This window comes from Allobosea sp. 10L422, assembly GCF_056395345.1.
Window position 1 is genome coordinate 234,676 of sequence record NZ_JBFTJI010000003.1, and the last position, 25,630, is coordinate 260,305.

Here is a 25,630-nt window from a genome sequence, read left to right on the forward strand (position 1 = left end):
CAGCATCCTTTCGGCCGGGCGAAAACGAGGGGCCTTGAACCATGAGCGATCGGACAGCATCGGCCGCCGCGCTGTCGGCACCGACGACGGTGGACGACAAGGCGCGCAAGGCGTTGTGGGGCGCCGCCATCGGCTATGCGATGGATGGCTTCGACCTCCTGATCCTCGGCTTCATGCTTAGGGCGATCTCGGCCGATCTGCAATTGAGCCAAGCCCAGGCCGCCTCTCTGGTGACGGCGACGCTCGTCGGCGCCGTCCTTGGCGGCATCGGTTTCGGCATGCTCTCGGACCGGATCGGCCGCGTCCGTGTCCTGACCTGGACCATCGTCCTCTTCGCCGTCTTCACCGGCCTGTGCGCCTTCGCCCAGGGCTACTGGGACCTGCTGGTCTACCGCACCATCGCCGGCCTCGGGCTCGGCGGCGAATTCGGCATCGGCATGGCGCTCGTCGCCGAAGCCTGGCCGGCCTCGAAGCGGGCGCGCGCCTCCTCCTATGTCGGCCTCGGCTGGCAGGTCGGCGTCCTCGCGGCCGCCCTCGTCACCCCGCTGCTGCTGCCCACGATCGGCTGGCGCGGCATGTTCGCCATCGGCGTCCTGCCGGCGATCGCGGCCTATTTCATCCGGCATTCGCTGCACGAGCCCGACGTCTTCGTCGCCCGCTCCAAGGACCGTCCGAAGGAATCCGCGCTGCGCCTGCTGGTCAAGGACTGGGAGACCACCAAGCTCAGCATCGGCATGGTGATCCTCTGCTCGGTCCAAAACTTCGGCTATTACGGCGTGATGATCTGGCTGCCGAACTATCTCGCGACGCGGTTCGGCTTCGCCCTCACCCAATCGGCGCTGTGGACGGCGGTGACCATCGCCGGCATGGCGCTCGGCATCTTCGCCTTCGGCCATATCGCCGACCGGGTCGGCCGGCGCCCGGCCTTCTTCGGCTACATGCTGGGCGCTGCGGTGATGGTCATCGTCTATTCCCGGCTGACCGACCCGATGCAGCTCCTCGTCGCGGGCGCAGTGATGGGCTTCTTCGTTAACGGCATGCTCGGCGGCTACGGCGCGCTGATGAGCGAGCTGTTCCCGACGGCGGCCCGCGCCACCGCCCAGAACGTGCTGTTCAACATCGGTCGCGGCGTCGGCGGCTTCGGCCCCGTCATCGTGGGCGCGATCGCGGCTGCCTATGGCTTCCAGACCGCCATCGCGCTGCTCGCGACCCTCTATGTCCTCGATATCCTCGCGATGTGGCTCCTCATCCCCGAGAGACGCGGCGAAGAGCTGCTGTAGGCCTGACCGCCGCAACACGACACAGTCTGCGAACTGCCGGCGCGGCCTCCGCGCCAGCGGCTTCACGACATATGGGCACCCAGGGCGGGCGAGCCGGCATCGCGCCAAGATACCGAGCTCCGCCTTCTCGCGCTGCTGGAGCGCGGCGCGGAGCATAACGCGCGATTATGGCTGATCGCGAACAAAGCATATGAAGAATGGAAGCCAACGATCTAAGGCTTTGACACGGCCCAGCAACCCCGAAGGGGCAGGCTCGTGGAAAGCATGCTCGGACGCAGCACGCTGATTTCGAAAGAGATCGTGATCGGGCGGCCCCGAAGCACCATCTGATCAGGAAGAACCGTGTCACGCATCGTCACAGTCGCCGCCGCCCAGCTGGGCCCGATCCAGCGGGCCGAGAGCCGCAAGCAGGTCGTCGACCGCATGATCGCTCTCATGGAGACGGCCAGGGCCCAGGGCGCGAACTTCATCGTCTACCCCGAGCTGGCGCTGACCACCTTCTTTCCGCGCTGGTATCATGAGGATCGCGCCGAGGCCGACCACTGGTTCGAGCGCAGCATGCCCGGCCCGGAGACGCAGCCGCTCTTCGACAAGGCGAAAGCGCTCGGCATGGCCATGAGCTTCGGTTATGCCGAGCTCACCCCCGACGGGCGCCATTTCAACAGCTCGATCCTCGTCGACCGCGCTGGCCGGATCGTGGGCAAATACCGGAAGATCCATCTTCCCGGCCATGTCGAGTTCGACACGGAGCGGGCACACCAGCATCTCGAGAAGCGCTATTTCGAGCCCGGCGATCTGGGCTTCCCGGTCTGGGAGTTCGAGGGCGGGCTCGTCGGAATGGCGATCTGCAACGACCGGCGCTGGCCCGAGACCTATCGCGTCATGGGTCTGCAAGGCGTCGAGATGGTCGTTCTCGGCTACAACACCCCCTCCGCCAACTCGCAATCGCCCCATGAGACGACGGCCGACCGCCTGTTCCATCACCGCCTCTCGGTGCAGGCCGGCGCCTACCAGAACTCCACCTGGGTGGTGGCCGTCGCCAAGGCCGGCAACGAGGATGGGCACCGTCTTTTCGGCGGCACGCTGATCGCGGCGCCGGACGGCAAGATCGTCGGCGAGATCCAGCATGAGGAGGACGGCGTGCTCGTCCACCCTTGCGACCTCGACGACACCCGTTTCGGCAAGGCGACGATCTTCGACTTCGCCCGCCATCGCCGCGTCGAGCATTACGGCCTGCTCACCGAGCGCACCGGCGTCGGCGCTCCGCTCGGAAAGCCGGAGAGCGCCTGAGCGCTCTCCTTGCTTCCCTCACCGGAACGGATCGAACGGAGTCGGAAAGTGGCCGGTCGGCGCGATCTCGGCATAAGGGCCGCGCGCCAGCAACTGCCCCTGCCCCAGCTGCGCCAGCACCCGCTCGCCATCGAACACCAGCCGGCCGCGTTGATAGGTGGCGGTCGGATAGCCCTGCACCTCCATGCCTTCGTAAGGCGTGTAGTCGCTGCCATGGTGCTGCATGGGGTTGGTCAGGGTGACGCGCCGGTTGGGATCGAACAGAACGATATCGGCGTCGGCACCAATGACGAGTGCGCCCTTGCGCGGCGCCAGGCCGAAGCGGCGGGCCGGGTTGGTCGCGACGAGATCGACGAAACGACGCAGGTCGATGCGGCCTTTGGCGACGCCTTCCGAGTAGAGAATGGGCAGCCGTGCCGCGAGGCCGGGCACCCCGTTCGGGATCTTGTTGAAGGGCGCGTTCTCGCCATGCTGCTTCTTGCCGCGCGGATCGTCATAGCGCAGCGGCGAATGGTCGGACGAGACGATGTCGATCACCCCGTCGCGCAGGAACTGCCAGAGCGCCTCGCGATCGGCGCCCGAGCGCAGCGCCGGCGAGATCATGAACTTCGCGCCCTCGAAGCCCGGCCGGTCCATGTCGGCCTCGTCGAGCACGAGATATTGCGTGCAGGTTTCGGCCCAGGCTTTCTGGCCGCGCGCCTGCGCCCGCTGAACCTCCTCGCCGGATTGCGCGCCGGAGACGTGGAAGATCTGGATCGGCGTATCCAGCGCCTCGGCCAGGGCCAGGATGCGGTGCGTCGCCTCGCGCTCGACCACCATCGGCTTGGCCCAGGCGAGATGGCGCGGCGCGGTCTGCCCGGCCGCCAGCAGCGCCTGCGTCAGCCAGCCGATCAGCTCGTGATGCTCGGCATGCACACAGACAAGCGCGCCGGCGCGCCGGGCCGCTGCGAGCGTCTGCAGGATCTGCGCATCGCCGAGACGGTTGCTGTCATAGGTCATGAAAATCTTGACGGAGCGATGCCCGGCCTCGACCAGCGCCGGCAGCTCGCGCTCCAGCACCTCCGGGGTCGGATCGTTGACCAGGAGATGGAAGGCGTGGTCGATCCGAGCCTGCTTCGCTTTCTCGGCATAGGCTGCGACCGCACCTGCCAACGAACCGCCGCGGATCTGCGGGGCATGGCAGACGACTGTCGTCGTTCCGCCGGCGGCGGCAGAGGCCGTGCCGCTGTCGAAACCATCCGCGATCTCTGCTCCCGAGGAAAAAGGCTGGTCGAGATGAACGTGGGCATCGACGCCGCCGGGCAGGACGAGCAGTCCCCGCGCATCGACCTCCTCCTTGCCGCGCGGCAGCCCTTCTCCGATCGCGGCGATGACGCCGCCGGCGATGCCGATATCGAAGGAGCCGATGTCGGAGCCGGTCACGGCGGTGCCGCCGCGAATGACGAGATCGAAATCGCTCATGGTCTTTCTCCCCATGCGGCCGGGGCCCTGAAACGATGGCCACCCACAGCGCGCGAAACGGCGACGAGGTCAGGATGAAAACGGAATTGCGCGTTGCGCTCGGCGAAAGGCTCTACGGCGTCGAGCGTCCCTGGGGCACCCTGCCCGCGACGCCGGGTCGGATCACCGATCTGGCGGTCGACAAGGATGGGTTCGTCCATGTCCTGCTGCGCCGCGACAGCGCCGTCGATCCTGACGGACCTTGCGTGGTCACGCTCGCAGCCGACGGCAGGTTCCTGCGGAGCTGGGGCGAGGCGCTCTGCCTCGATGCCCACAAGATCGCGGCGATGCCCGATGGCGGCCTCGCCATCGTGGACCGCGACGCTCACCGCATCTTCTTCTGCGATGCCGAGGGCCAGGTGCGGCAGCAGATCGGCGAGAGCCATCGGCCCGGCCATCCCTTCAATCATCCCAGCGACATCGCCTTCGCGCCCGGTGGGGGCTTCTACGTCGCGGATGGCTATGGCAACGGCCGCATTCACCGCTTCGACGCTGGCGGCAGCCTGATCGCGAGCTGGGGTTCGGTCGGAACTGCACCCGGCGCCTTCCTGACGCCGCACGGCATCTGCGTGCTCAGCGACGGGCGCGTCATTGTCGCCGATCGCGAGAACAGCCGCGTGCAGAGCTTCACCGCCGATGGCGAGCTTCTGGCGGTGTGGGACGCGTTCCTGCGCCCCCAGGATGTCGTCGCCGATGCGGAGGACCGGATTCATGTCTGCGATTCCATCCCGACGCTGAGCCTGCTCTCGCCGGACGGCGCTCTGCTCGGCCGCTGCCGGCCGGTCCTCAATGGCGCCCATGGGCTCTGGCTCGGGCCGTCCGGCGACATTTTTCTCGCCGAGACCAACCCAAACCGCATCACCCGCCTCTACCCCGCCGCGATCTGACGCGACGGGTCACAATCGCCTCACGCAGCCGACATGGCCGTGCGGTTCTGCAGGCGCGAGACCAACCGCACGAAGGGCCAGAACATCAGGAAGTAGACGATCGCCACCGCGATCAGCGGCGTCGGGTTGTAGAGCAGGCCCTGGGCGAGCTGGGCCGAGCGCAGCAGCTCCTGCAAAGCGACGGCCGAGGCGATCGAGGTCTGCTTCACCAGCTCGACCGTATTGCTGATCAGGTCCGGCAGCACGTTGCGCGTGCCCTGCGGCACCACGACATGGATCATGCTCTTGTACCAGCTGAGGCCCGTCGAGCGGGCCGCCTCGCGCTGCCCCTTCGGCACGGATTCCATGCCCGCGCGGAAGATCTCGGCGAAATAGCTCGAACCGTTCAGCGTGAGCGCCAGCACGGCCGCCGTGAACTCGTTGAGCTTCAAGCCCAGGAAGGGCAGGCCGAAGAAGATGAAGATCAGCAGCACCAGCGGCGGGATGGCGCGCATCACATCGACATAGGCGACCAGCACGAAGCGCAGCAGTTTGTTCGGCACGTCCTGTGCCATGGCGATGGCGATGCCGGTGAGCACCGAAAGCGGCACGGCGACCGCGGCCAGCGCCAGCGTCATCCAGAAGCCCTGCAGCAGCAGCGGCCAGACCTGCTTGAGGACGTCGAAATTGAAGAAGGTCGTGACGAGCTCGTCCATCATGACCTCGGATGCGCGTAGACATGTTCCAGCCAGCGCGTGAAGCGCACGAAGGGCAGGAAGAGGAGCAGGAAGAGCAGCGCACCGACGGTCAGCGCGGTCGGATTGGCGACGTTGGACTGGATGCTCGAGGTCACGTTGAGCAGCTCGGGCACGGCCACCACGGAGCCCAGCGTCGTGCCCTTGCTGATGCCGATGGCGCGGTTGGTCAGCGGCGGGATCGACATGCGCACAACCTGCGGCAGGATGATGTAGGCCAGCGTCTGGGTGAAGCCTAGGCCCGTCGAGCGCCCCGCCTCCCACTGCCCCTTCGCCACGGCGTTGATGCCGGCCCAGAAGATCTCCTCGGCGAAGGCCGAGAGCACGATCGCGAGTGCCAGCACGGTCGCGGTGATGGGCTCCAGCACCAGCCCGAAATAGGGCAGCGCGAAATAGGCCAGCACGATCAGCACCAGCTGCGGGATCGAGCGGAAGAAGTCGATGTAGAAGATGATCAGCCAGTTCAGCGGCCGGATGCCGTAGAGGCGCAACACCGCGAGGACGAGGCCGAGCGGGATGCCGATCACGACCGTCAGAATCGACATCTCGACGGTGATGAGGAAGCCGCGCAGGATGTCGGGCCAATAGGCCGACAACAGCCCGAAATCGAAGAAATAGCGGACGATCTGGTCCATGGGTGCCCGTCAGCCGTGCGAGCGCATCACGAAGTCGCGGATGCGCTGGTGCTGCGGGTTGACGAGGATCTCCTGCGGCGTGCCCTCGGCCAGGATCGCGCCATGGTCCATGAAGACGACGCGGTCGGCGACATCGCGCGCGAACTTCATCTCATGCGTCACTACGATCATGGTCATGCCCATCTCCTTGGTGCGGACCATGACGTTGAGCACTTCGCCGACAAGCTCGGGATCGAGCGCCGAGGTCGGCTCGTCGAAGAGCATGACCTGCGGCTCCAGCGCCATGGCGCGGGCGATGCCGACGCGCTGCTGCTGCCCGCCGGACAATTCGGCCGGATAGGAATCGGCCTTGTGGGCGAGGCCGACGACCTCGAGATGGTGCCGCGCCTTGCGCTCGGCCTCCTCCTTGCCAAGGCCGACGACCTTGCGCAGCGCCAGCATCACGTTCCCCAGCGCCGTCTTGTGCGGATAGAGATGGATGCCCTGGAAGACCATGCCGATCCGGCGGCGCAGGAGATTGAGGTCCACCTTCGGACCGGTGATCTCCTGCCCACCGACGCGGATTGCGCCCGCCGTCGGTTCCTCCAGCCGGTTGATGCAGCGCAGGCAAGTGCTCTTGCCCGAACCGGAGGAGCCAACGATCACGACGGCCTCGCCCTTGCCGACCCTGAGATCGACACCGCGCAGGACCTCGACATTGCCGAAGCTCTTGCGCAGCCCCTCGATCGAAACGATCGTCTCAGGGAGCGTGGCCGTCATGGCGGGCTGCGACGTCACTTGCACGCGGCCTTGTGCTCGGTCGCGTCATAGCCCTCGAAGCCCGGCGCGCCAGTACCCGGATAGACCGTCGCGGTAGATGAGGCGGCCTCCGGCTTCACGCCGAACCACTTCTCGTGGATCTTGGCCAGCGTGCCGTCGGTCTTCATGCACTCCAGCGCGACTTCGACCTGGGCGCGGAAGGCGGCGTCCTCCTTGCGGAAGGCGATGCCGAAATTGCGGCCGCCGTCGAGAACGAAGGGCACTTCGGCCATCGGCGTCTGGGTCGCGACATAGCGCGAGACCGGCGCATCGGCGACATTGGCGAAGGCACGGCCGATCATGACGGCCTGCACGGCGTCGGCGTTCTTGTTGTAGCGCTGGATGGTGTAGCCGTATTTGGCCTCGTTATCGGTCAGCCACTTGTCCGAGATCGAGCCGTTATTGACGGAAAGGGCCTTGCCCTTCAGGTCCTCGAGACCGGCGATCTTGCCGCCCTTCTTGACGAGGAAGCCAAGGCCGGTCGGCATATAGGGCTCGCTGAACAGCATCTGCGCCGCGCGCTCGGTCGTGATGTTGGTCGGCGCCGGGATCATCTCGTAGCGCTTGGAGAACAGACCGGCGAAGATCGCCGAGAAGTTCGAATCCGTCACATCGACGCCCGGGCGGCCGAGCTTCTGGGCGATCGCGGCGGACATGTCATAGGTGAAGCCCGTGGTCTCGCCGGCGGGCGTCTTGAAGCAGAAGGGCGCGAAGCCGAGATCGCAGGCCACCTTCAGTTTTTCGTTCTGCGGATGGTCGGCATCCTCGGCCATGGCCGGCATGGCGATGAGCGCGGCCAACGCCACGCCCCTGACGGCGGCGCGCGCCATCCCGATCGAATTCAGTTTCATGCTTCCCGCTCCCGTTATGCGACGGCCATGCCGTGATCGTTGCGCCCCTGTTCCTGCAACAATCCGGCCACGTCTGGAGCGAGAAACCTAACAGGGCGAAATCATGCCCTGCCAATTATTTGTTGTCGGGTTTCCATAACATGATGTTAAGCGCCCTCGGCCGGCTCGGCGTCCTTGCCTTTGGGCATAGGCGGCACCAGACCGCGCAAAATGTCGACGAAAGCGTTCGCCGTGCGCGAAAGCGGCTCGAAACGCGGCGTCAGCAGATGCGCGCGCACCCGCGTCTTGGGCGCCAGCGGGCGCGACACCAGCTCCGGCCATGTCCGCCCGCGCAGCACGAACTCGTCGACGACGGCGATGCCGGCGCCCGCCCGCACCATCGCACAGGCGACCGGCGTGAAGCGGACGACGGTGCTGATCCTGAGAGGCGCCGCTTTCAGCGCGAGCGCGCGCCCGACGACGTCGCCATAAGGCGTCTGCGGCCCGAAGCCGATCAGTGGATAGGGCACGAGATCGGCCGGGCGGATGACGCGCAGCCGCGCCAGCGCATGATCGCGCGGCATGATCACCATCAGGCGACCTTCGGTCAGAATTTCCATATCGAGCGTCGGCTCGTCGATCGGCAGGATCGAGACGCCGAGATCGGCGCGGCCGCTGACGATCTTGGCGACGATTTCCAGCAACGTCAGCACCTCGAACTCGACGCGCAGATCCGGGAAACGCTCGCGCAGGCGGGCGATGGCATCGGGCACCAGCGCTTGGCCGACGCTCGGGCTCGCGACGATCCGCACCGAGCCGGTGCCGCGCTCGCGCAGTTCGTCGGCCAACTCGTTGACCCGAACCACGCCCTGATGGACCTGGTCGACCTCCTGGAACAGCCGGCGCGCCTCCGGCGTCGGCTGCACGCGCCCTCGCACGCGCTCGAACAGGCGCAGCGCCAGCCGGTCCTCGGTATAGGCCAGCAGGCGGCTGATCGCCGGCTGGGAGACCGAGAGCAGCCGGGCGGCGCCGCTGATCGAGCCGGTGATCATGATGGCCCGGAAGACTTCGATCTGCCGGAGATTAAGACGCATGGCGATAACATCCGTTTATGGTCGGCCGCATAATAAGCATGATTCATTTCGCGCATAGCGCTCTAAGCTCGATCTCGTGCCGGCAACGACCGGTTCGCGACAGAGCATCGCGCGAAAAAGTGGGAACCGGTTTTTCGCTTAAGCAATGCTCTCGACTTGTGCGGGACGGGGCCGGCCGATGAAGCGCTTTCTGACGATGAGGGATGTCGAGGCCGCGGTTGCCGGCGGGTCGGTCTTCGCGGCAGGCGGAGGCGGCTGGGCCGATCACGGCCGCATGCTCGGCACCGCAGCGGTCAATACCGGCAAGCCCGAACTCGTCACCATGGACGAGATTCCCGACGACGCGATCATCGCCACCGCCGCCGCCATCGGCGCCCCCGCCGGAACGACCGAGTGGGAGATGTGGGGCATCGACTACGTCAAGGCGGTGCAGCTCCTGCAGGAGGCGTTGGGCAAGCCGATCTACGGCCTCATCATCGGCCAGAACGGCATGTCGAGCACGCTGAATGCCTGGCTCCCCAGCGCGATCCTCGGCGTGAAGGTGGTCGATGCGGTCGGGGACATCCGCGCCCATCCCACCGGCGACATGGGCTCGATCGGCCTCGCCAACAGCCCGGAGGCGACGATCCAGGTCGCGGTCGGCGGCAATCGCGCGAAGAACCAGTACATCGAGCTGGTGACGCGCGGCGCCACCGCCAAGGTCTCGCCGATCCTGCGCACGGCGTCCGACATGTCCGGCGGCTTCATCGCCTCCTGCCGCAATCCTGTCTCGGCTGCCTATGTGCGCAAGAACGCCGCGCTCGGCGGCATCTCGATGGCGCTGGCGCTGGGCGAACGCATCCTCGACGCGAAGCCGAAGGGCGGCAGCGCCGTGATCGACGCGATCTGCGACCAGACCGGCGGCTCGATCATCGCGCGCGGCCCGGTTGCCAAGAAAGATGTGCGCTACACCAACGAGGCCTTCGACATCGGCACGATCCAGGTCGGCACCGGCGCGGCCGCACGCGTCATCCATGTCATGAACGAGTACATGGCCGTCACCGATCTCGACGGCGCCCGCCATGCCTGCTTCCCGGACGTGATCACCACGCTCGACAACGACGGCCAACCGGTCAGCGCTGGCCATGTCCGCGAGGGCATGGAGCTTTCGGTGCTGCGCGTGTCCAAAAGCAAGATCCCGCTGAGCTCCAGCGTGACCGACCCAAGCGTCTATCCGATCGTAGAGAAGGCGCTGGGCATGAATTTCACCGACTACGCGCTCGGCCGCGCAGACTAGTCGGCGCTCGCCCTTCCGCACACCCCGCAGGATCAACCGGATACCCCGACCATGAGCGATTTCGATCTCGTCCTCCGCGGCAACATCGTGCTGTCCGACCGGATCATCGAGGACGGCTATGTTGCCGTCACCGGCGGTAAGATTGGCAAGGTCGGGTCCGGCGCGCCGCCCTCTGCACGCGAGACCCAGGATTTCCGGGGCCAGTGGATCATGCCGGGCGTCATCGACGGGCAGGTCCATTCCGGCAGCCAGGCCAATCACGAGGGCATCGGCATGTGCTCGCGCGCTGCCGCTGCCGGCGGCGTCACCGTCATGATCGACATGCCCTATGACGAGCCCGAACCCGTCACCAGCGCCAAGCTCTTCAACGAGAAGGTCGCGGTCGTCGAGCGCGACGCCCATGTCGATGTCGCGCTCTATGCCACGATCACCATCGAAAACGGGCTCCATGCCATTCCCGGGCTGGTCGAGGCCGGCGCCTGCGCCTTCAAGTTCTCGACCTTCGAGGCCAATCCGACGCGCTTTCCGCGTATCGGCGACGACACGCTCTACGAAGCCTTCAAGTTGATCGAGCCGACCGGCCTGCTCTGCGGCGTCCACAACCAGGACCAGGAGATGACCCGGCGCAATATCGCGAGGCTGATCGAAGCCGGCGATACCGGCCCCGACGCTTTCCTACGCGCCCATACCCCGCTGATCGAGAACCTCGCCACCGCCCGCATCTACGAGATCGGTGCCGAGACGGGCGCGCGCGCCCACGCCGTCCACGTATCGACCTCGCGCGGTTTCGAGATCTGCAACATGTACAAGCGCGCCGGCACCAAGGCGACGGTCGAGAGCTGCGTGCAGTACTTCATGCTCAATGCCGAGGAGCACGGCCCGCGCTTCGGCGCCAAGATCAAGCACTATCCGCCGATCCGCCCGAAGGCCGAGAGCGACCTGCTCTGGAGCCACCTCGCCGCCGGCCATTGCGACTTCATCTCGTCCGACCACGTCTCCTGGGGGCTGGAGAAGAAGGGCGATCCGATGATCTTCAAGAACACCTCGGGCGGTCCGGGCATCGAGACGCTGCTGCCGGCGCTTTGGACCGGCTGCGAGGAACACGGGCTTTCGCCGACCATCGTGGTGAAGCAGCTCTGCGAGGGGCCGGCCAAGGCCTTCCTGCTCGCCGACAAGGGCCGGCTCGAAGCCGGCGCCGATGCCGACATCACCGTGCTGGAGCCCGGCCGCTTCATCCACGACCCGAGCAAGAGCCTCGCAGCGGTGAAGTGGAGCTCCATGGAGGGCCGCGAGTTCCGCGTCCGCGTCGCCGCAACTTACGTGCGCGGTCAGCTCGCCTGGGACGGCAAGGAAATCCGCAACAAGGCCGGCGACGGCCGCTTCCTGCGACCGGCGGCGTGACCGCCATGGCGATCGATCAGGACCGGCTCTGGCGGCGCATCGAGGCGCTCTCTGGGATTACCGACCCGGAGCGTCCGTGGACGCGCCGCTCCTTCACCTCGCGCTTCCTCGAAGGACGGGAATGGCTGGCAGCGGAGTTTCGCGATGCCGGGCTGGAAACGGAGCTCGACGCCGCCGGCAACCTGATCGGCCGGCTCGCGGGCGCCGATCCCACACTGAAGCCGATCCTGATCGGGTCGCATTCCGACACTGTGCCCTCCGGCGGCCGTTATGACGGCATCCTCGGCGTGCTCGCCGCGCTGGAAGTCGCCCAGAGCTTCAGCGAGCGCGGCGACAGGCTGCGCCACACGCTGGAGGTCGTCGATTTCCTCGCGGAGGAGCCGAGCGAATTCGGCCTCTCCTGTATCGGCAGCCGCGCGCTCGCAGGCGCCCTGAACGAGCAGCATCTCGCCCTCGCCCGCCCGGACGGCATGACATTGCGCGAAGGCATCGCCTTCGTCGGCGGGCGGCCCGAGGAGTTGGCCTCCGTCAAGCGCACTGCCGGCGACGTCGCGGCCTATGTCGAAGTCCATATCGAGCAGGGCCGCGTGCTCGAAAATGAGCGCATCCCGATCGGCATCGTCACCGACATCGTCGGCATCCGCCGCGAGCGCATCACTGTGACCGGCCGGGCCGACCATGCCGGCGCGACGCCGATGCCGCTGCGCGCCGACGCTCTGGTCGGGGCGGCGAAGCTGGTCGAGGCTGCCTATAAGCGGGCGCTGGCGACGGCGCGCGACAACCAGCCACTCGTCGCCACCTTCGGGCGCATCGAAGTCAGCCCCAATGCAGCCAATGCCGTGCCCGGCGAGGCCGTGCTGACGCTGGAAGTCCGCTCCGGCAACGAAGCGGCGGTGAAGACCTTTGGCGAGGCGCTGGTGCGCGACCTCCGCCCTGCCCTTGAGGAGCTGCGCCTCACCATCGCGGTCGAGCCGATCAGCCATGTCGCGCCAACGGCCTGTGCGCCTGAAATCCGTTCGGCCATCGCCAATGCCGCGACCTCGCTCGGGCTCGCCACGCGCGACCTGCCGAGCGGCGCCGGGCATGACGGCGTTCAAATCGCCCATATCGGTCCGGTCGGCATGATCTTCGTGCCCTGCCTCGACGGGCGCAGCCATGCGCCCGAGGAATCGATCACGCCCGAGCAGGCCGGCGACGGCGCCCGCGTGCTGGCCGAGACCGTCCGCTTGCTCGATGTGAGCCTGGGCTGAGCCGATGGACTGGGCTGCGGGCGACCTCAAGGAACGCGATCTCTACAAGCTGCTCGTCAACACGGTGCTGCCGCGCCCGATCGCGCTCGTCACCACCGTCGATGCGCAAGGGCGCGCCAACGCCGCGCCCTTCAGCTTCTTCAACGTCTTCAGCCACGCGCCACCGCTGGTCGTGCTCGGCATCGAGGGGCGTGATGGCGCGGTTTCGCCGCTGAAGGATACGATGCGGAACATCCGCGACACCGGCAGCTTCGTCGTCAATCTCGTCGATCGTGCCATGGTCGAGGCGATGCAGGTCTGCGCGATCGACTTTCCCGGCGAGGTCGACGAGATCGAGGCCGCTGGGCTCACGACCGCGCCGAGCGCCGCGATTGCGGCGCCGCGGCTCGCCGCTTCCCCCGTCCAGCTCGAATGCCGCGAGACGGTCTCGCTCTCGCTCGGCACGCGGCATCGCAATCTCGTCGTCGGCGAGATCGTCCATCTCCACATCCGCGACGGCATCGTCGACGAGCGCCTGCATGTCGATGTCGACAAGCTCGACCTCGTCGGCCGCCTGCATGGCGCCGACTGGTATGTCGGGCTGCGCGATCGTTTCCAGGCTCCGCGCCAAACGCTCGCAGGCTGGCGCGAACGGACGCGGTCCACCCCGCAAGGAGAGGCGTCGTGAGCGGCACGATCTACGTCATCAATCCCAATTCGACCGAACGCGTGACGCGGGAGATCGACGTCGCCGTCGCGCCGCTGCGCATGGCCGGCGGACCCGCCATCGAATGCCTGACTCTGGCCGAGGGACCGCCCGGCATCCAGTCCCAGCGCGATATCGACGGGCTGATCCCGGCCCTGCTGAAGCGCGCCGCCGGGCTGGAGAACGAGGCGGCGGCTTTCGTCGTCGCCTGCTTCTCCGATCCCGGCATGCATGCGCTGCGCGAGCAAAGCGAGAAGCCAGTGCTCGGCATCGCCGAATCCGGCGTGCTGACGGCGCTGACGCTGGGCCAGCGCTTCGGCATCGTCGCCATGCTCCAGAACTCGATCCCGCGCCATCTGCGCTATCTCGGCGCGATGGGGATGATGGACCGCTTCGCCGGCGACCTGCCGGTAAACCTCACCATCGCCGAGATGGCCGACGACGAACTCACGCTTGGCCGCATGATCGGGGTCGGCCGCAGCCTGCGCGATACGCATCATGCGGATGTGCTGGTCATGGGCTGCGCGGGCATGGCGCGCTTCCGCGAGCCGCTGGAGCAGGAACTGGGCATTCCCGTCGTCGAGCCGACGCAAGCCGCGGTGACGATGGCGATCGGGCGCGCGCGTCTGGGCTGGGGCGGGCGCCCCCTCCGCAAAGGCTGAATCATGGACGATCTGATTGCCGAACTCGCCGGGGTTCTCGGCGAGGCGAATGTCTTCGTCACCCCAGAGGACCAAGCTCCCTTCCTCACCGACTGGCTCGGCAAATATCATGGCGCCGCGCGAGCCGTCATTCGGCCGGGCTCGACCGCGGAGGTCGCCACCGCAATGCGCATCTGCGCCCGCTACGCCGCGCCCGTCGTTCCGCAGGGCGGCAACACCAGCATGTCGGGCGGTGCGACGCCGGATGAAACCGGCAAGGCCGTCGTCCTGTCGCTCGCACGGCTGAACAGCATTCGCGACATCGACGCTGTCGGCAACACGATCACCGTCGATGCCGGCGTGATTCTGGCGAAGGTGCAGCAGGCGGCCGACGCAGCCGGGCGCTTCTTCCCGCTCAGCCTCGGCGCCGAGGGCAGCTGCACCATCGGCGGCAACCTCGCCAGCAATGCCGGCGGCGTCGCCGTGCTGCGCTACGGCACCATGCGCGAACTCACGCTGGGCCTGGAGGTCGTCCTCGCCGATGGCCGCGTCTGGGACGGGCTGACGGCGCTGCGCAAGGACAATACCGGTTACGCCCTGCGCGATCTCTTCATCGGCTCGGAAGGCACGCTCGGCGTCATCACCGGAGCGGTACTCAAGCTCTTCGCCCGACCGCATGCCCGCGCCAGCGCCTTCGTTGCCGTCGCGGACGCTGCCGCCGCTCTCTCGCTCCTTGGCGCGGTGCGAGACCGCTGCGGCGACCGGCTGACGGCCTTCGAGTTCATGACCGGCGATTGCCTGTCGCTGATCCTGCGCCATATCGGCGACGCGCGCCTGCCGCTCGGAGCGATGCCGCAGGCCGCGGTGCTGATCGAACTTTCCGACCAGGACGATGAAGCCGGACTGCGCGACCGTCTCGAAGCGGCGCTCGCCGACGGCATTGAGGCGGGTCTCGTGCTCGACGCCGCCATCGCGCAGGACGGCGCGCAGGCCAGGGCCTTCTGGCGCATCCGCGAGGGCGTGTCGGAAGCGCTGGTGCGCGAAGGCAAGGCCGCCAAGCACGACGTCTCGATGCCGGTCTCCGCCATGGCCGATTTCGTCGCCGCGGCCGACGCAGCCGTCCGCGCGGCGGCGCCCGGCGTGCGTCCCATCGTCTTCGGCCATCTCGGCGACGGCAACCTGCACTACAACCTCTTGCCGGCCGAAGGACAGGATTCAGCAACCTTCGCGGCACTTGCGCCCGAACTCACCCGCATCGTCCACGACGAGATCGGCCGGCGTCGCGGCTCGATCAGCGCCGAGCACGGCATCGGCCAATTGCGCGTCTCCGAGATGAAGCTGCGCAAGGCGCCGCTCGAACTTGAGCTGATGCACCAGCTCAAGCACCTGCTCGATCCGGCAGGCCTGCTCAATCCCGGCAAACTCCTGCCCGGCAAACTCCCGCCCGCTTCCACCAGTAACTGAGGACGACCATGGCTCTGCTCGATGAAACCGCTGGGGGTGTCCACGTCATCGCGGTGACGCCCTTCACCGAAACCGGTGCGCTCGATCTCGACAGTACCGACCGCATGGTCGATTTCTATCTGGAGAAGGGCGCGACCGGCCTCACCGTGCTCGGCATGATGGGCGAAGCACCCAAGCTGACCGCCGACGAATCCCGCATCTTCGTGCGCCGCGTGCTGGCGCGGGTGCAGGGCCGCGTCCCGGTCGTCGCCGGCGTCTCCGCGCCCGGCTTCGCAGCGATGCGCGAGCTCAGCGACAGGGTGATGGATGACGGCGCCGCCGGCGTCATGGTCGCACCGCCCTCCAACCTGCGCACCGACGACCAGATCGCCTCCTACTACGCCATGGTAGCCGAGACGCTGGGGCCGAAGACGCCCTTCGTCCTGCAGGATTTCCCGCTGGTCACCCAGGTTCAGATCACCCCGGCGGTGATCCTCAAGATCGTCGCTGCCCATCCCAGCTGCGTCATGCTCAAGCATGAGGACTGGCCGGGCCTGGCCAAGATTTCTGCCCTGCGCGCGGCCAGCGACCAGGGCGGCCGGCGCATCTCGATCCTCGTCGGCAATGGCGGGATGTTCCTGCCGGAAGAGCTCTCGCGCGGCGCCGACGGCGCCATGACCGGCTTCGCCTATCCCGAGATGATGGTCGATGTCTGGAAGGCGCATGCCGCCGGCAACGTCGAGCGGGCGCATGACCTCTTCGACGCCTATCTGCCCCTCGCCCGCTACGAGCAGCAGCCCGGCCTCGGCCTCGCCATCCGCAAGCACATCCTGGCGAAGCGCGGCGCGATCGCCTCCGGCGCGCTCCGCAAGCCCGGCGGAGCATTGTCGAAGGCCGATATCGCCGATATCGAGCGGCTCATCGCGCGGCAGGAGCGGCGCCTCAAGGAGATCGGCTGATGGATCTGGGACTTTTCGGAAAGCGCGCGCTCGTACTGGGCGCCAGCCGCGGCCTCGGCGCGGCGATCGCACGGACGCTCGCCGCGGAAGGCGCGACCGTGATCGCCGCAGCCCGCAGCGCCGATGTGACGGAAAGCTGGATCGCCGGCCTGCCGCCGGACCAGCGCGGCCGCGTCAGCGCCGTCAAGCTCGATCTCGCCGATCTTGCTTCGGTCGACGCACTCTCCGACCGCCTCGTCGCGGAAGGCGGGGTCGACATCCTGATCGGCAATTCCGGCGGCCCGCCGCCCGGCGAGGCGCGGGACGCCAAACGCGACGACTGGCTGAAGCATTTCGAGGGCATGGCCGCGAATCTCTTCCATCTGACGCAGCGCCTTTTGCCCGGCATGGCAGAGCGCGGCTGGGGTCGCATCGTCACCATCGCTTCCTCCGGCGTCGAACAGCCGATCCCGCGCCTCGCTCTCTCCAACGGCATCCGCGCCGCCGTGATCGGCTGGTCGAAGACCCTCGCCTCGGAGGTCGCCGGTAGCGGCGTCACGGTCAACGTCGTCCTGCCCGGCCGCATCCACACCGAGCGCGTCGACCAGCTCGACGATGCCGCGGCCACACGCAGCGGCGGGACACGCGATTCCGTCGCGCAGGCGTCGATGGCGACGATCCCGGCCGGGCGCTACGGCAAGCCGCAGGAATTCGCCGATGTCGTCACCTTCCTCGCCAGCGAGCGGGCAAGCTACGTGACCGGCGCGAAGATCCGCATCGATGGCGGCCTGATCAGAGGCATCTGAGCGCGCGCCCGTCTGCGTCAGCGACAAGAGCGCTGGCGCAGATTCAGGGACATGACGCCCCCATATCGGTCTGTGGGATGGAATATCGGTGGCTCGTCGCCGGCACAGGCGCGAATGGCCTCACCCGCCCCGATACGGCGCCCAAAAAGCAAAAAGCGCCGGGAAACCCGACGCTTGCATGCTTCTCAAGTCTTGAGATTGTCTGGAGCGGGCGAAGGGATTCGAACCCTCGACCCCAACCTTGGCAAGGTTGTGCTCTACCCCTGAGCTACACCCGCATCCGAGACAGTCGCGCCGTGGCGGCGCGGTCGGGTTATTGCCCCAAAGCGCGGCGGAGCGCAAGCACCTGGCGAAAGTTTTTTGCCGGCCGTTGATAACTGCCCCGCCGACAGGGCAGCTTGCCGTCGGCCAGAGGCGAGGCTAGGCATCCCAAATAGCGCCGCCTCCCGCTCCAGCGGCGGATAAGCGCCATGCCCGACCTGTTTCCGACGCTTGCGACCACCGGCTTGCCATGATGAACACGCCCATCACGCCCGCTCAGCTCTGCCAACATCTGTCCGAGCGCGGCATCGCCTTCCACCGCACCGATCATCCAGCCGTGTTCACCGTGGCCGAAACGGCGCCGCACCGCGACGAGATGATCGGCCACCACACCAAGAACCTGTTCCTCAAGGACAAGAAGGGGCGGCTGTTCCTGGTCTCGGCCGAGGCTCACGCGCGCATCGATCTCAAGCGGCTGCACGAGACGATCGGCGCCAGCGGCCGGCTCTCCTTCGGCTCCGCCGAGCTCTTGATGGAGAAGCTCGGCGTCACGCCGGGCTCGGTCACCGCCTTCGCCGTGGTCAACGACCGTGCCTGCGACGTCACGATGGTGCTGGACGCCAATCTGATGACCGGCGAGGACGTCAACTTCCACCCGCTGATCAATACGGCGACGCTCAGGGTCGGCCGCGACGATTTCCTCGCTTTCCTCAGGCAGACCGGCCATGACCCGCTGATCGTCGATTTGCCCGTCCCGCCCGATGGACAGAACGGCTGAAGCATCCCATCTATGGGGCAACTGCGCAGGCGCCCGTTCCGGCGCGCCGGCGCCTCTACGAAGCATCACGAAGGGCGACCCATGCTGGTCAATGGCGAGGCGGCCGAGCAACCCGGCCTGATCAAGGACACCACGACGCAGGGCTTCCGCGAGGACGTCATCGCCGAATCGATGAAGCAGCCGGTGCTGATCGATTTCTGGGCGCCCTGGTGCGGCCCCTGCAAGCAGCTCACCCCCGTCATCGAGAAGGTGGTCAAGGCTGCCGGCGGCAAGGTCAAGCTCGTCAAGATGAATATCGACGATCACCCGCAGATTCCCGGCCAGCTCGGCATCCAGTCGATTCCGGCCGTCATCGCCTTCAAGCAGGGCCAGCCTATCGACGGCTTCATGGGCGCCCAGCCGGAAAGCCAGGTGAAGGCCTTCATCGAGCGCCTCGTCGGCCCGATGGGCCCCGGCGCGACGGAGGAACTGATCACGGCTGCGCAGGCCGCCATCGAGGCCGGCGACCCGGCCGGCGCCAGCGAGCTCTATGCCGGCGTGCTGCAGGTGGAGCCTGATAATCTCGCCGCCATCGCCGGGCTGTCGCGGCTGCATCTCGACAACGGAGATATCGAAGGCGCCAAGGGCATCCTCGCCATGGCACCGCAGGACAAGGCTGCGGACTCGGCCATCACGGCCTTGCGCGCCGCGATCGAACTCGCCGAGCAGGCTGCCTCGCTCGGCGACACCGCCGAGCTCGAGGCGAAGGTCGCGGCCAATACGAAGGATCATCAGGCCCGCTTTGATCTGGCGCTGGCGTTGAATGCCCGCGACAGGCGCGACGAGGCGGTCGACCATCTGATCGCCATCATCGGGGCCGACAGGAAGTGGAACGATGATGGCGCGCGCAAGCAGCTCCTGCAGTTCTTCGAGGCCTGGGGGCCGATGGACGACGCGAGCGTCGCCGGCCGCCGCAAGCTGTCGACCTTGTTGTTCTCCTGACCGCCGAGAGGACGGAACCGCACATGGGCATAAACGCCGTCTATGAGGGGGCCGGGGATTGCCCTGAGGTGATCCCGCTCTTCCCCTTGAGCGGCGCGCTGCTCCTGCCGCGCGGCCAGATGCCTCTCAACGTCTTCGAACCGCGCTATCTTGCCATGATCGACGACGCGCTGAAGAGCGAGCGGGTCATCGGCATGATTCAGCCCGAGCCAGAGGTTGGCCGCCAGCCGGAAATCCCTCCGCTGCTCAAGATCGGCTGCCTCGGCCGGATCACTCAGCTCGCGGAAACCGGCGACGGACGCTACATCATCACCCTGACCGGGATCAGCCGGTTCCGGCTGCTGGATGAATTGTCGGTCACAACCCCCTACCGGCAGGCACGCGTCGATTACGAGCCCTTCGCCGCGGATTTCGTTGCCCGCACCGGCGAGGAGGTGGTCGATCGCAAGGGCCTGCTCAAGGCGCTCAAAGACTTCGCCAAGGCGAACGACCTCAAGATCGACTGGAAGGGCGTCAACGAGGCTCCCAATGAGGCTCTCGTCAACGCGCTCTCGATGATGTGCCCGTTCGGGCCGCGCGAGAAACAGGCCCTTCTCGAGGCGCGGACGCTGAAGGATCGGGCGGAGGTGCTGGTCGCGATCACCGAGATCGAGCTGGCCCGCGGCGGCAGCGACCCGGACACCACCCTGCAGTGACCGTCGCCACGCCACCTGCCGAAGCTCCGCCGACAGTCTGGCCGCCGCGCCGCGCGGTCGTGGCGTGGATCTTCTTCGACTGGTCAGCGCAACCTTTCTTCACGCTGATCACCACCTTCGTCTTCGCGCCGTTCTTCGCCTCGGTGCTGACGAGCGATCCGGCGGAGGGGCAGGCGCTGTGGGGCTATGCGACCGGGCTAGCGGGCCTTTGCATCGCTCTGCTCTCGCCCCTGCTCGGCGGCATCGCCGACAGGACAGGGCCGCGCAAGCCCTGGATCGCGGCTTTCGGGGCGCTGTTGGTGATCGGCTCGGCGATGCTCTGGTTCGCGGTGCCGGGCACGGCCTTCGCGGTGACGATCGCACTCGCCGGTTTCGTCATCGCGACGATCGGCGCCGAGTTCGCGACGACCTTCAACAACGCGATGATGACGCGGCTCGTGCCGCCCGAGCGGCTGGGCTGGCTCTCCGGCACAGGCTGGGCCGTCGGCTATCTCGGCGGGCTCTTGTCGCTCGCGATCACGCTCGGGCTGTTTGCGGCGGATCCGCATACCGGCAAGACGCTGGCAGGCATCGCGCCGATCTTCGGGCTGGACGCGGCCGCGCGGGAGGGCGACCGCTTCTCCGGCCCGCTCACTGCGCTATGGTTCGTCATCTTCGTCACACCGATGTTCCTGCTCACCCCGGATTCGCGCAAGACGGGCCTGAGCCTCGCCGAGGCGGCCAGCGGTGGCGTCGGGCGGCTGAAGGCCACACTGGCCGAGCTGCCGAAGCTGCCCTCGCTCGGCCGCTTCCTGCTCGCCAACATGATCTACCAGGATGCGCTGGTCGCGCTCTTCGCCTTCGGCGGAATCTATGCGGCCGGCGTCTTCGGCTGGCAGACCATCGAGCTCGGCATCTTCGGCATCCTGCTCACCCTCACCGGCACGCTCGGCGCCTGGCTCGGCGGCAAGCTCGACGACGCCATCGGAGGCAAGCCGGTCATTTTAGGGGCGATCGCCTGCCTGCTCTTTGCCTGCCTGGGCATCCTCTCGCTGAGTGCCGACCATATCCTGTTCGTGATCCCGGCCACCCCGCACGCTCCCGGCGACGGGCTCTACGCTTCGCTGCCGGAGCGGGTCTATCTCGGTCTCGGCCTGCTGATCGGCCTCGTCGCCGGCCCGTTGCAGGCGGCTTCCCGCAGCCTGATGGCGCGGCTCGCGCCGCCCGGCCGCATCGGCGAGTTCTTCGGGCTCTTCGCCCTGTCGGGCAAGGTCACGTCCTTCATGGGCCCGACGCTGGTCGCGCTGGCGACAAGCGTCTTCGCCAGTCAGCGGGCGGGGCTTGCCGTCCTGATCGTCTTCTTCCTGGCAGGCGCGGCGTTGCTCGCCGGCGTCACAGTGAAACGGGCGCCGTAGCGCCCGTTCTGATCGTCAGCGAACCAGGATGTTCCTGAACTGCCAGGGATCGCTCTCGTCGATATCCTCCGGGAACAGCCCCGGACGGCCATCGAGCGGCGTCCAGTCGGTGTAATAGCCGTTCACCGGCCCGAGATAGGGTCGTTGGATCTCGAGGCAGCGGTTGAAGTCGAGCTCTTCGACCTCGACGATCCCGGCGCGCGGATTCTCCAGCGCCCAGACCATGCCGGCGAGCACTGAAGAGGTCACCTGCAGACCGGTCGCGGTCTGGTAGGGCGCGAGCGAACGCGCCTCCTCGGTCGAGAGCTGCGAGCCGAACCAGTAGGCGCCCTTCTCATGGCCGTAGAGCAGCACGCCGAGCTCGTCGATGCCGTCGACAACCTCGTTCTCCTCGAGGATGTGCTGCTCCTCCTGCGGGCGGCCGGCATTGCCGAACATCTCGTGCAGCGAGAGCACGGCATCGTTCGCGGGGTGGTAGGCGTAATGGCAGGTCGGCCGGAAGATGGCCTTGCCGGTCTCGTCGCGCACCGTGAAATAGTCCGCGATCGAAATCGACTCGTTATGCGTCACGAGGAACCCGTACTGGGGGCCGGGCGTCGGGCACCAGCTCCGGACCTTGGTCTCGGCGCCGGCCTGCATCAGATAGATCGCCGCCTGCGAGCCTGTCTCGTGGCCATGGGCATTCGGCGGCATCCACTTCTCGTGGGTGCCCCAGCCGAGCTCGGCGGGTTGCACGGCTTCCGCGATGAAACCCTCGACCGACCAGGTGTTGACGAAGACGCCCGGCGGCTTGGGGTTCTTCGAACGCTGTGTATCGCGCTCGGCGATATGGATGCCCTTGACGCCGACGCGCTGCATCAGCGCCGCCCATTCCTCACGGGTGTTCGGCTGCGTCGCATTGAGACGCATATCGGCGGCAAGGTTCGTCAGTGCCCGCTTCACCAGCGAGGAGACCATGCCGGGATTGGCGCCGCAGCAGGAGACGGCCGTCGGGCTGCCCGCCGAGCGCGCCCGCTTGGCGGCGAGCGTCATCTCGCGCAGCGCATAGTTCGAGCGCTCGGCCGGCCCCTTGCTCTCGTCGAAATAGAAGCCGAGCCAGGGCTCGTTGACCGTATCGATATAGAGCGCACCGAGGCTGGAGGCGAGTTCCATCAGATCGCGCGAGCCGGTATCGCAGGACAGGTTCACGCAGAAGCCCTGCCCGCCGCCGGCGGTCAGCAGCGGCTCCAGGATCTCCTTGTAATTAGCCGGCGTCAGCGCTTCCTGGATGAAGCGGATGCCGCGCTCGTCGAGCAGGTGGCGATTGGAATCATCGGGAGCAATGACGACGAAGCGGCTCTTGTCGAACTTGAAGTGCCGTTCGAGCAGCGGCAGCGTACCGCGGCCGATCGAGCCGAAGCCGATCATCACGATCGGGCCGGTGATCTCGCCGTAGACGGGCCAATTCGTCATTCTCTGTAACTCCTGGGTTCTGGGGGTAAAAAAGGTCGAAAGGGTCGTATGGGCGCAAAATCGCGCCGTCAATCGCCGGAACGCCTTCCATGCGGGTGAGCGCATGGAAAGCGCCGGGCGATGACGGCGCGATGACGATGGATGTGAAGCGTCAGGCGGCCTGCGCCACCTCGTCCGCTTCCACGGCCGCTGGGATCATGGCACCGCCGGCTACGAGCACGCCGCTTGCACCGTCGAGAGCGCCCTCGCGCAATTCGATGGCGAGGAAGCGCTCGCGCTCGACCGGGCCGGGCATGGCGAGGTCGCGGGTCAACGCCGCATCGAAGCCGAACCGTGCGTAATAGGGCGCGTCGCCGACGAGGATGACCGCGCCATGCCCGCGGCAGGCCGCACGCCAGAGCGCCTCGCGCATCATCGCCTTGCCGAGCCCCTCGCCTTGGAGTTCCGGCTTGACCGCGAGCGGGCCGAGCAGCAGCGCCGGCACACCATCGGCCTCCACATGCCAGAGGCGGACCGTCGCCAGCAGCTCGCCGTCGCGCTCCGCGGTCAGGGCAAGCCCCTGCGCCGGCAGGCGGCCCTCGCGCAGGCGCTCGCTGGACTTGGCGGTGCGGCGCTCGCCCAGGCACCGGTCGAGCAGCGCCTCGCGGGCGGGAATGTCGTTGGCGATCTCGTCGCGGATCGTGATCATGACGCACCTCCTGCCGGAGCGCCTGCACTCACGCAGACCTTCCCGGCGCCGCGCGAGCGCGGCCACAAGCGGATGAGTTGTGTGGAAGGGGGTCCGGCGGGAGCCACGCCCGCATCTCCGTTCTGGAGATACGAACGCTCCACCCGACAGGCGTCGGACAGCCTGCCATGCGGCAGGGCGCTTCGCCGGACCCGATTGGCATGGGGGCGGCGAAAGCCGCCCCGTACTTTCCGTCAGATGACGTACTGCTTCAGCGGCGGGAAGCCGTTGAAGGCGACGGACGCATAGGTCGTCGTATAGGCGCCCGTGCCTTCGATCAGCACCTTGTCGCCGATCTCCAGCGAGAAGGGCAGCATGTACGGGGTCTTCTCGTACATGACGTCGACAGAGTCGCAGGTCGGGCCGGCGAGCACGCACGGGACGGTCGCATCGCCATCGCGCGTCGTGCGGATGGGGTAGCGGATCGCCTCGTCCATGGTCTCGGCGAGACCGTTGAACTTGCCGATGTCGAGATAGACCCAGCGGACCTCGTCCGACTCGGCCTTCTTCGAGATCAGCACGACCTCGGCCTCGATCAGGCCGGCTTCGCCGACCATGCCGCGGCCCGGCTCGATGATCGTCTCGGGCAGCTGGTTGCCGAAATGCTTCGACAGCGCCCGGAAGATCGCGTCGCCATAGGACGGCACGCCCGGAATCGGCTTCAGGTAGCGCGCCGGGAAGCCGCCGCCCAGATTGACCATCGACAGCGAGATGCCGCGGGTGGCGCACTCCTTGAAGATCGCCGAGGCCGAGGCCAGGGCGGAATCCCAGGCGTTCACATTCGCCTGCTGTGAGCCGACATGGAACGAGATGCCATAGGCCAGCAGGCCGAGGCGATGGCCGTGCTCGAGCACGTCCGCGGCCATTTCGGGCACGCAGCCGAACTTGCGCGAGAGCGGCCAGTCGGCGCCAGCGCCGTCGCAGAGGATACGGCAGAAGATGCGCGCGTCCGTCGTGCCGGTCTTTTCGGCAGAACGAGCGACCTTCTCGACCTCGGCCGTGCAGTCGACGGCGAACAGACGCACGCCGAGCTCCATGGCGCGCACGACGTCGCGCTCCTTCTTGATGGTGTTGCCGAAGGAGATGCGATCTGCGGTGGCGCCAGCAGCGAGCGCGAGCTCGATCTCGACGACCGAGGCGCAGTCGAAGCAGGAGCCGAGCTTGGCCAGCAGGGCGAGCACTTCCGCCGCCGGATTAGCCTTCACCGCGTAGAAGACGCGGGTGTCGGGCAGCGCGTGGGCGAAGGCATGATAATTTTCACGCACGACATCGGTGTCGATGACGACACAGGGCCCGTCCTCACGTCGGGTGCGAAGAAACTCACGGATGCGGTCGGTCATGAGACGCGACTCCCCTACGACGCAAGCGGCGTCGATGCGATGTATCGCCGAATGAATCGCTGTCATCGCAAGGCGCTGTGGAGACGCCTTCGACAACGGACGAAACGTCCGGACCCGAAACACCGTTCGATTGGGGAAGACCCCGCACGGCCGGCAATGAAGGACAAGCCTCTTCGGTGCCGGCCTGTGGAAAGCCAGCGAGACCAAAAAAGCCCGCTCCGTCGTTGCTTTAAGCTGCGTCCCCCGTGGAGATTCGGGGTTCGCCGGTTTTGCCTCCGGCTGCTGGTCTGTGTCGGGGAACGCCTCTCTTGCGAGAAACGGGAAGCGTGATTTGAGGGATGTCCATCCCCTCCATCCGTCTTCCAACCCCTGGCGGCTGTCCGGCCTCTTGTCCGGATGCCCACCGACCAGCACGCGGCCACAGGCACGTGCGAATTGGGTGAACGCGATATACGGATGCCGGCCCCGGACCACAAGTGTTTTGTGCACCCGGAGCCGCATTTTTTTGCAGGGT

Annotated in this window: 24 protein-coding genes and 1 tRNA gene; 15 read left to right on the top strand and 10 right to left on the bottom strand. The window is 67.1% G+C overall.

The features are described 5' to 3' along the window. Window positions 1-41 precede the first annotated feature (41 nt). Window positions 42-1,280: an MFS transporter gene (locus tag AC1DEZ_RS09340; RefSeq protein WP_441511676.1), complete on the top strand. Its 1,239-nt coding sequence runs from the start codon at window positions 42-44 to the stop codon at window positions 1,278-1,280. Window positions 1,281-1,622: 342 nt separating this feature from the next. Further along, entirely contained in the window at window positions 1,623-2,570 is a 948-nt protein-coding gene (locus AC1DEZ_RS09345) for an N-carbamoyl-D-amino-acid hydrolase (RefSeq protein ID WP_476779531.1), read from the top strand. Window positions 2,571-2,588: 18 nt separating this feature from the next. On the opposite strand, the gene hydA is transcribed toward AC1DEZ_RS09345, so the two are convergent. Beyond that, a complete protein-coding gene (gene hydA, locus AC1DEZ_RS09350) occupies window positions 2,589-4,031 on the bottom strand; it encodes a dihydropyrimidinase (RefSeq protein WP_476779532.1) in 1,443 nt (480 codons plus the stop codon). A gap of 74 nt (window positions 4,032-4,105) precedes the next feature. Here hydA and AC1DEZ_RS09355 point away from each other — a divergent pair, with 74 nt between their 5' ends. After that, window positions 4,106-4,957, top strand: coding sequence for an NHL repeat-containing protein (locus AC1DEZ_RS09355; RefSeq protein WP_476779533.1), 852 nt, complete (start codon window positions 4,106-4,108; stop codon window positions 4,955-4,957). A gap of 20 nt (window positions 4,958-4,977) precedes the next feature. Here AC1DEZ_RS09355 and AC1DEZ_RS09360 read toward each other — a convergent pair whose 3' ends face one another. From AC1DEZ_RS09360 to AC1DEZ_RS09380, 5 genes are all read right to left on the bottom strand, one after another. Next, window positions 4,978-5,652: an amino acid ABC transporter permease gene (locus AC1DEZ_RS09360; RefSeq protein WP_476779534.1), complete on the bottom strand. Its 675-nt coding sequence runs from the start codon at window positions 5,650-5,652 to the stop codon at window positions 4,978-4,980. Further along, window positions 5,652-6,326 carry an amino acid ABC transporter permease gene (locus AC1DEZ_RS09365; protein ID WP_441511671.1) on the bottom strand — a complete coding sequence of 225 codons (675 nt, stop codon included), beginning with the start codon at window positions 6,324-6,326 and terminating at the stop codon, window positions 5,652-5,654. The genes AC1DEZ_RS09360 and AC1DEZ_RS09365 overlap by 1 nt, the downstream gene beginning before the upstream one ends. 9 nt (window positions 6,327-6,335) lie before the next feature. Beyond that, on the bottom strand, window positions 6,336-7,085 hold the full coding sequence (locus AC1DEZ_RS09370; protein WP_476779535.1) for an amino acid ABC transporter ATP-binding protein: 750 nt from the start codon (window positions 7,083-7,085) through the stop codon (window positions 6,336-6,338). Between the two features lie 14 nt (window positions 7,086-7,099). Next, entirely contained in the window at window positions 7,100-7,975 is an 876-nt protein-coding gene (locus AC1DEZ_RS09375) for a substrate-binding periplasmic protein (RefSeq protein WP_441511669.1), read from the bottom strand. 146 nt (window positions 7,976-8,121) lie between these two features. Then, window positions 8,122-9,048, bottom strand: a complete 927-nt coding sequence (locus AC1DEZ_RS09380) for a LysR family transcriptional regulator (RefSeq protein ID WP_476779536.1) — start codon at window positions 9,046-9,048, stop codon at window positions 8,122-8,124. A gap of 178 nt (window positions 9,049-9,226) precedes the next feature. On the opposite strand from AC1DEZ_RS09380, the gene AC1DEZ_RS09385 reads away from it, so the two are divergent. From AC1DEZ_RS09385 to AC1DEZ_RS09420, 8 genes are read left to right on the top strand one after another with little or no spacing between them, the layout of a single operon-like run. After that, window positions 9,227-10,324, top strand: a complete 1,098-nt coding sequence (locus AC1DEZ_RS09385; protein WP_476779537.1) for a DUF917 domain-containing protein — start codon at window positions 9,227-9,229, stop codon at window positions 10,322-10,324. A 51-nt stretch (window positions 10,325-10,375) separates the two neighbouring features. Beyond that, on the top strand, window positions 10,376-11,725 hold the full coding sequence (locus AC1DEZ_RS09390; protein WP_476779538.1) for a dihydroorotase: 1,350 nt from the start codon (window positions 10,376-10,378) through the stop codon (window positions 11,723-11,725). A 5-nt stretch (window positions 11,726-11,730) separates the two neighbouring features. Next, window positions 11,731-12,975, top strand: a complete 1,245-nt coding sequence (locus AC1DEZ_RS09395; protein WP_476779539.1) for a hydantoinase/carbamoylase family amidase — start codon at window positions 11,731-11,733, stop codon at window positions 12,973-12,975. A gap of 4 nt (window positions 12,976-12,979) precedes the next feature. Further along, complete coding sequence (locus AC1DEZ_RS09400) at window positions 12,980-13,642, top strand: flavin reductase family protein (RefSeq protein WP_476779540.1); 663 nt, start codon at window positions 12,980-12,982, stop codon at window positions 13,640-13,642. Next, complete coding sequence (locus tag AC1DEZ_RS09405) at window positions 13,639-14,322, top strand: aspartate/glutamate racemase family protein (RefSeq protein WP_476779541.1); 684 nt, start codon at window positions 13,639-13,641, stop codon at window positions 14,320-14,322. The genes AC1DEZ_RS09400 and AC1DEZ_RS09405 overlap by 4 nt, the downstream gene beginning before the upstream one ends. Window positions 14,323-14,325: 3 nt before the next feature. Beyond that, window positions 14,326-15,765, top strand: coding sequence for an FAD-binding oxidoreductase (locus AC1DEZ_RS09410; RefSeq protein WP_476779542.1), 1,440 nt, complete (start codon window positions 14,326-14,328; stop codon window positions 15,763-15,765). An 8-nt stretch (window positions 15,766-15,773) separates the two neighbouring features. Beyond that, on the top strand, window positions 15,774-16,703 hold the full coding sequence (locus AC1DEZ_RS09415; RefSeq protein ID WP_476779543.1) for a dihydrodipicolinate synthase family protein: 930 nt from the start codon (window positions 15,774-15,776) through the stop codon (window positions 16,701-16,703). Continuing rightward, window positions 16,703-17,488 (top strand): SDR family oxidoreductase, encoded by a 786-nt coding sequence (locus tag AC1DEZ_RS09420; RefSeq protein ID WP_476779544.1) that lies wholly within the window; start codon window positions 16,703-16,705, stop codon window positions 17,486-17,488. Before AC1DEZ_RS09415 ends, AC1DEZ_RS09420 begins: the two co-directional genes overlap by 1 nt. Window positions 17,489-17,691: 203 nt before the next feature. Here the strand turns inward: AC1DEZ_RS09420 and AC1DEZ_RS09425 are convergent. After that, a tRNA-Gly gene (locus AC1DEZ_RS09425) sits at window positions 17,692-17,766 on the bottom strand. A gap of 236 nt (window positions 17,767-18,002) precedes the next feature. Here AC1DEZ_RS09425 and AC1DEZ_RS09430 point away from each other — a divergent pair. From AC1DEZ_RS09430 to AC1DEZ_RS09445, 4 genes are all read left to right on the top strand, one after another. Continuing rightward, window positions 18,003-18,527, top strand: coding sequence for a prolyl-tRNA synthetase associated domain-containing protein (locus AC1DEZ_RS09430; RefSeq protein WP_476779545.1), 525 nt, complete (start codon window positions 18,003-18,005; stop codon window positions 18,525-18,527). A gap of 81 nt (window positions 18,528-18,608) precedes the next feature. Next, window positions 18,609-19,508 (top strand): thioredoxin, encoded by a 900-nt coding sequence (gene trxA, locus AC1DEZ_RS09435; RefSeq protein ID WP_476779546.1) that lies wholly within the window; start codon window positions 18,609-18,611, stop codon window positions 19,506-19,508. 23 nt (window positions 19,509-19,531) lie between these two features. Next, entirely contained in the window at window positions 19,532-20,203 is a 672-nt protein-coding gene (locus AC1DEZ_RS09440) for an LON peptidase substrate-binding domain-containing protein (RefSeq protein WP_476779547.1), read from the top strand. Further along, window positions 20,200-21,597 (top strand): MFS transporter, encoded by a 1,398-nt coding sequence (locus AC1DEZ_RS09445; protein WP_476779548.1) that lies wholly within the window; start codon window positions 20,200-20,202, stop codon window positions 21,595-21,597. Before AC1DEZ_RS09440 ends, AC1DEZ_RS09445 begins: the two co-directional genes overlap by 4 nt. 15 nt (window positions 21,598-21,612) lie before the next feature. Here the strand turns inward: AC1DEZ_RS09445 and AC1DEZ_RS09450 are convergent, their stop codons facing one another. The 3 genes from AC1DEZ_RS09450 to AC1DEZ_RS09460 all read right to left on the bottom strand — a co-directional run bounded on the left by AC1DEZ_RS09450 (window position 21,613) and on the right by AC1DEZ_RS09460 (window position 25,116). After that, window positions 21,613-23,049, bottom strand: coding sequence for a homospermidine synthase (locus tag AC1DEZ_RS09450; RefSeq protein WP_476779549.1), 1,437 nt, complete (start codon window positions 23,047-23,049; stop codon window positions 21,613-21,615). 151 nt (window positions 23,050-23,200) lie between these two features. Then, the gene (locus AC1DEZ_RS09455) at window positions 23,201-23,737 is read right to left on the bottom strand and encodes a GNAT family N-acetyltransferase (RefSeq protein WP_441511654.1); all 537 of its coding nucleotides are present in this window, start codon (window positions 23,735-23,737) and stop codon (window positions 23,201-23,203) included. 233 nt (window positions 23,738-23,970) lie between these two features. After that, entirely contained in the window at window positions 23,971-25,116 is a 1,146-nt protein-coding gene (locus tag AC1DEZ_RS09460; RefSeq protein ID WP_476779550.1) for a type III PLP-dependent enzyme, read from the bottom strand. Between the last annotated feature and the right edge of the window lie 514 nt (window positions 25,117-25,630).

Excerpts from the sequence above, each read along its gene's own strand:
- AC1DEZ_RS09340 (WP_441511676.1), top strand. The coding sequence starts at position 42 with ATGAGCGATCGGACAGCATCGGCCGCCGCGCTGTCGGCACCGACGACG.
- hydA (WP_476779532.1), bottom strand. The coding sequence starts at position 4,031 with ATGAGCGATTTCGATCTCGTCATTCGCGGCGGCACCGCCGTGACCGGC.
- AC1DEZ_RS09355 (WP_476779533.1), top strand. The coding sequence starts at position 4,106 with ATGAAAACGGAATTGCGCGTTGCGCTCGGCGAAAGGCTCTACGGCGTC.
- AC1DEZ_RS09360 (WP_476779534.1), bottom strand. The coding sequence starts at position 5,652 with ATGGACGAGCTCGTCACGACCTTCTTCAATTTCGACGTCCTCAAGCAG.
- AC1DEZ_RS09365 (WP_441511671.1), bottom strand. The coding sequence starts at position 6,326 with ATGGACCAGATCGTCCGCTATTTCTTCGATTTCGGGCTGTTGTCGGCC.
- AC1DEZ_RS09370 (WP_476779535.1), bottom strand. The coding sequence starts at position 7,085 with ATGACGGCCACGCTCCCTGAGACGATCGTTTCGATCGAGGGGCTGCGC.
- AC1DEZ_RS09375 (WP_441511669.1), bottom strand. The coding sequence starts at position 7,975 with ATGAAACTGAATTCGATCGGGATGGCGCGCGCCGCCGTCAGGGGCGTG.
- AC1DEZ_RS09380 (WP_476779536.1), bottom strand. The coding sequence starts at position 9,048 with ATGCGTCTTAATCTCCGGCAGATCGAAGTCTTCCGGGCCATCATGATC.
- AC1DEZ_RS09385 (WP_476779537.1), top strand. The coding sequence starts at position 9,227 with ATGAAGCGCTTTCTGACGATGAGGGATGTCGAGGCCGCGGTTGCCGGC.
- AC1DEZ_RS09390 (WP_476779538.1), top strand. The coding sequence starts at position 10,376 with ATGAGCGATTTCGATCTCGTCCTCCGCGGCAACATCGTGCTGTCCGAC.
- AC1DEZ_RS09395 (WP_476779539.1), top strand. The coding sequence starts at position 11,731 with ATGGCGATCGATCAGGACCGGCTCTGGCGGCGCATCGAGGCGCTCTCT.
- AC1DEZ_RS09400 (WP_476779540.1), top strand. The coding sequence starts at position 12,980 with ATGGACTGGGCTGCGGGCGACCTCAAGGAACGCGATCTCTACAAGCTG.
- AC1DEZ_RS09410 (WP_476779542.1), top strand. The coding sequence starts at position 14,326 with ATGGACGATCTGATTGCCGAACTCGCCGGGGTTCTCGGCGAGGCGAAT.
- AC1DEZ_RS09415 (WP_476779543.1), top strand. The coding sequence starts at position 15,774 with ATGGCTCTGCTCGATGAAACCGCTGGGGGTGTCCACGTCATCGCGGTG.
- AC1DEZ_RS09420 (WP_476779544.1), top strand. The coding sequence starts at position 16,703 with ATGGATCTGGGACTTTTCGGAAAGCGCGCGCTCGTACTGGGCGCCAGC.
- AC1DEZ_RS09430 (WP_476779545.1), top strand. The coding sequence starts at position 18,003 with ATGAACACGCCCATCACGCCCGCTCAGCTCTGCCAACATCTGTCCGAG.
- trxA (WP_476779546.1), top strand. The coding sequence starts at position 18,609 with ATGCTGGTCAATGGCGAGGCGGCCGAGCAACCCGGCCTGATCAAGGAC.
- AC1DEZ_RS09440 (WP_476779547.1), top strand. The coding sequence starts at position 19,532 with ATGGGCATAAACGCCGTCTATGAGGGGGCCGGGGATTGCCCTGAGGTG.
- AC1DEZ_RS09450 (WP_476779549.1), bottom strand. The coding sequence starts at position 23,049 with ATGACGAATTGGCCCGTCTACGGCGAGATCACCGGCCCGATCGTGATG.
- AC1DEZ_RS09455 (WP_441511654.1), bottom strand. The coding sequence starts at position 23,737 with ATGATCACGATCCGCGACGAGATCGCCAACGACATTCCCGCCCGCGAG.
- AC1DEZ_RS09460 (WP_476779550.1), bottom strand. The coding sequence starts at position 25,116 with ATGACCGACCGCATCCGTGAGTTTCTTCGCACCCGACGTGAGGACGGG.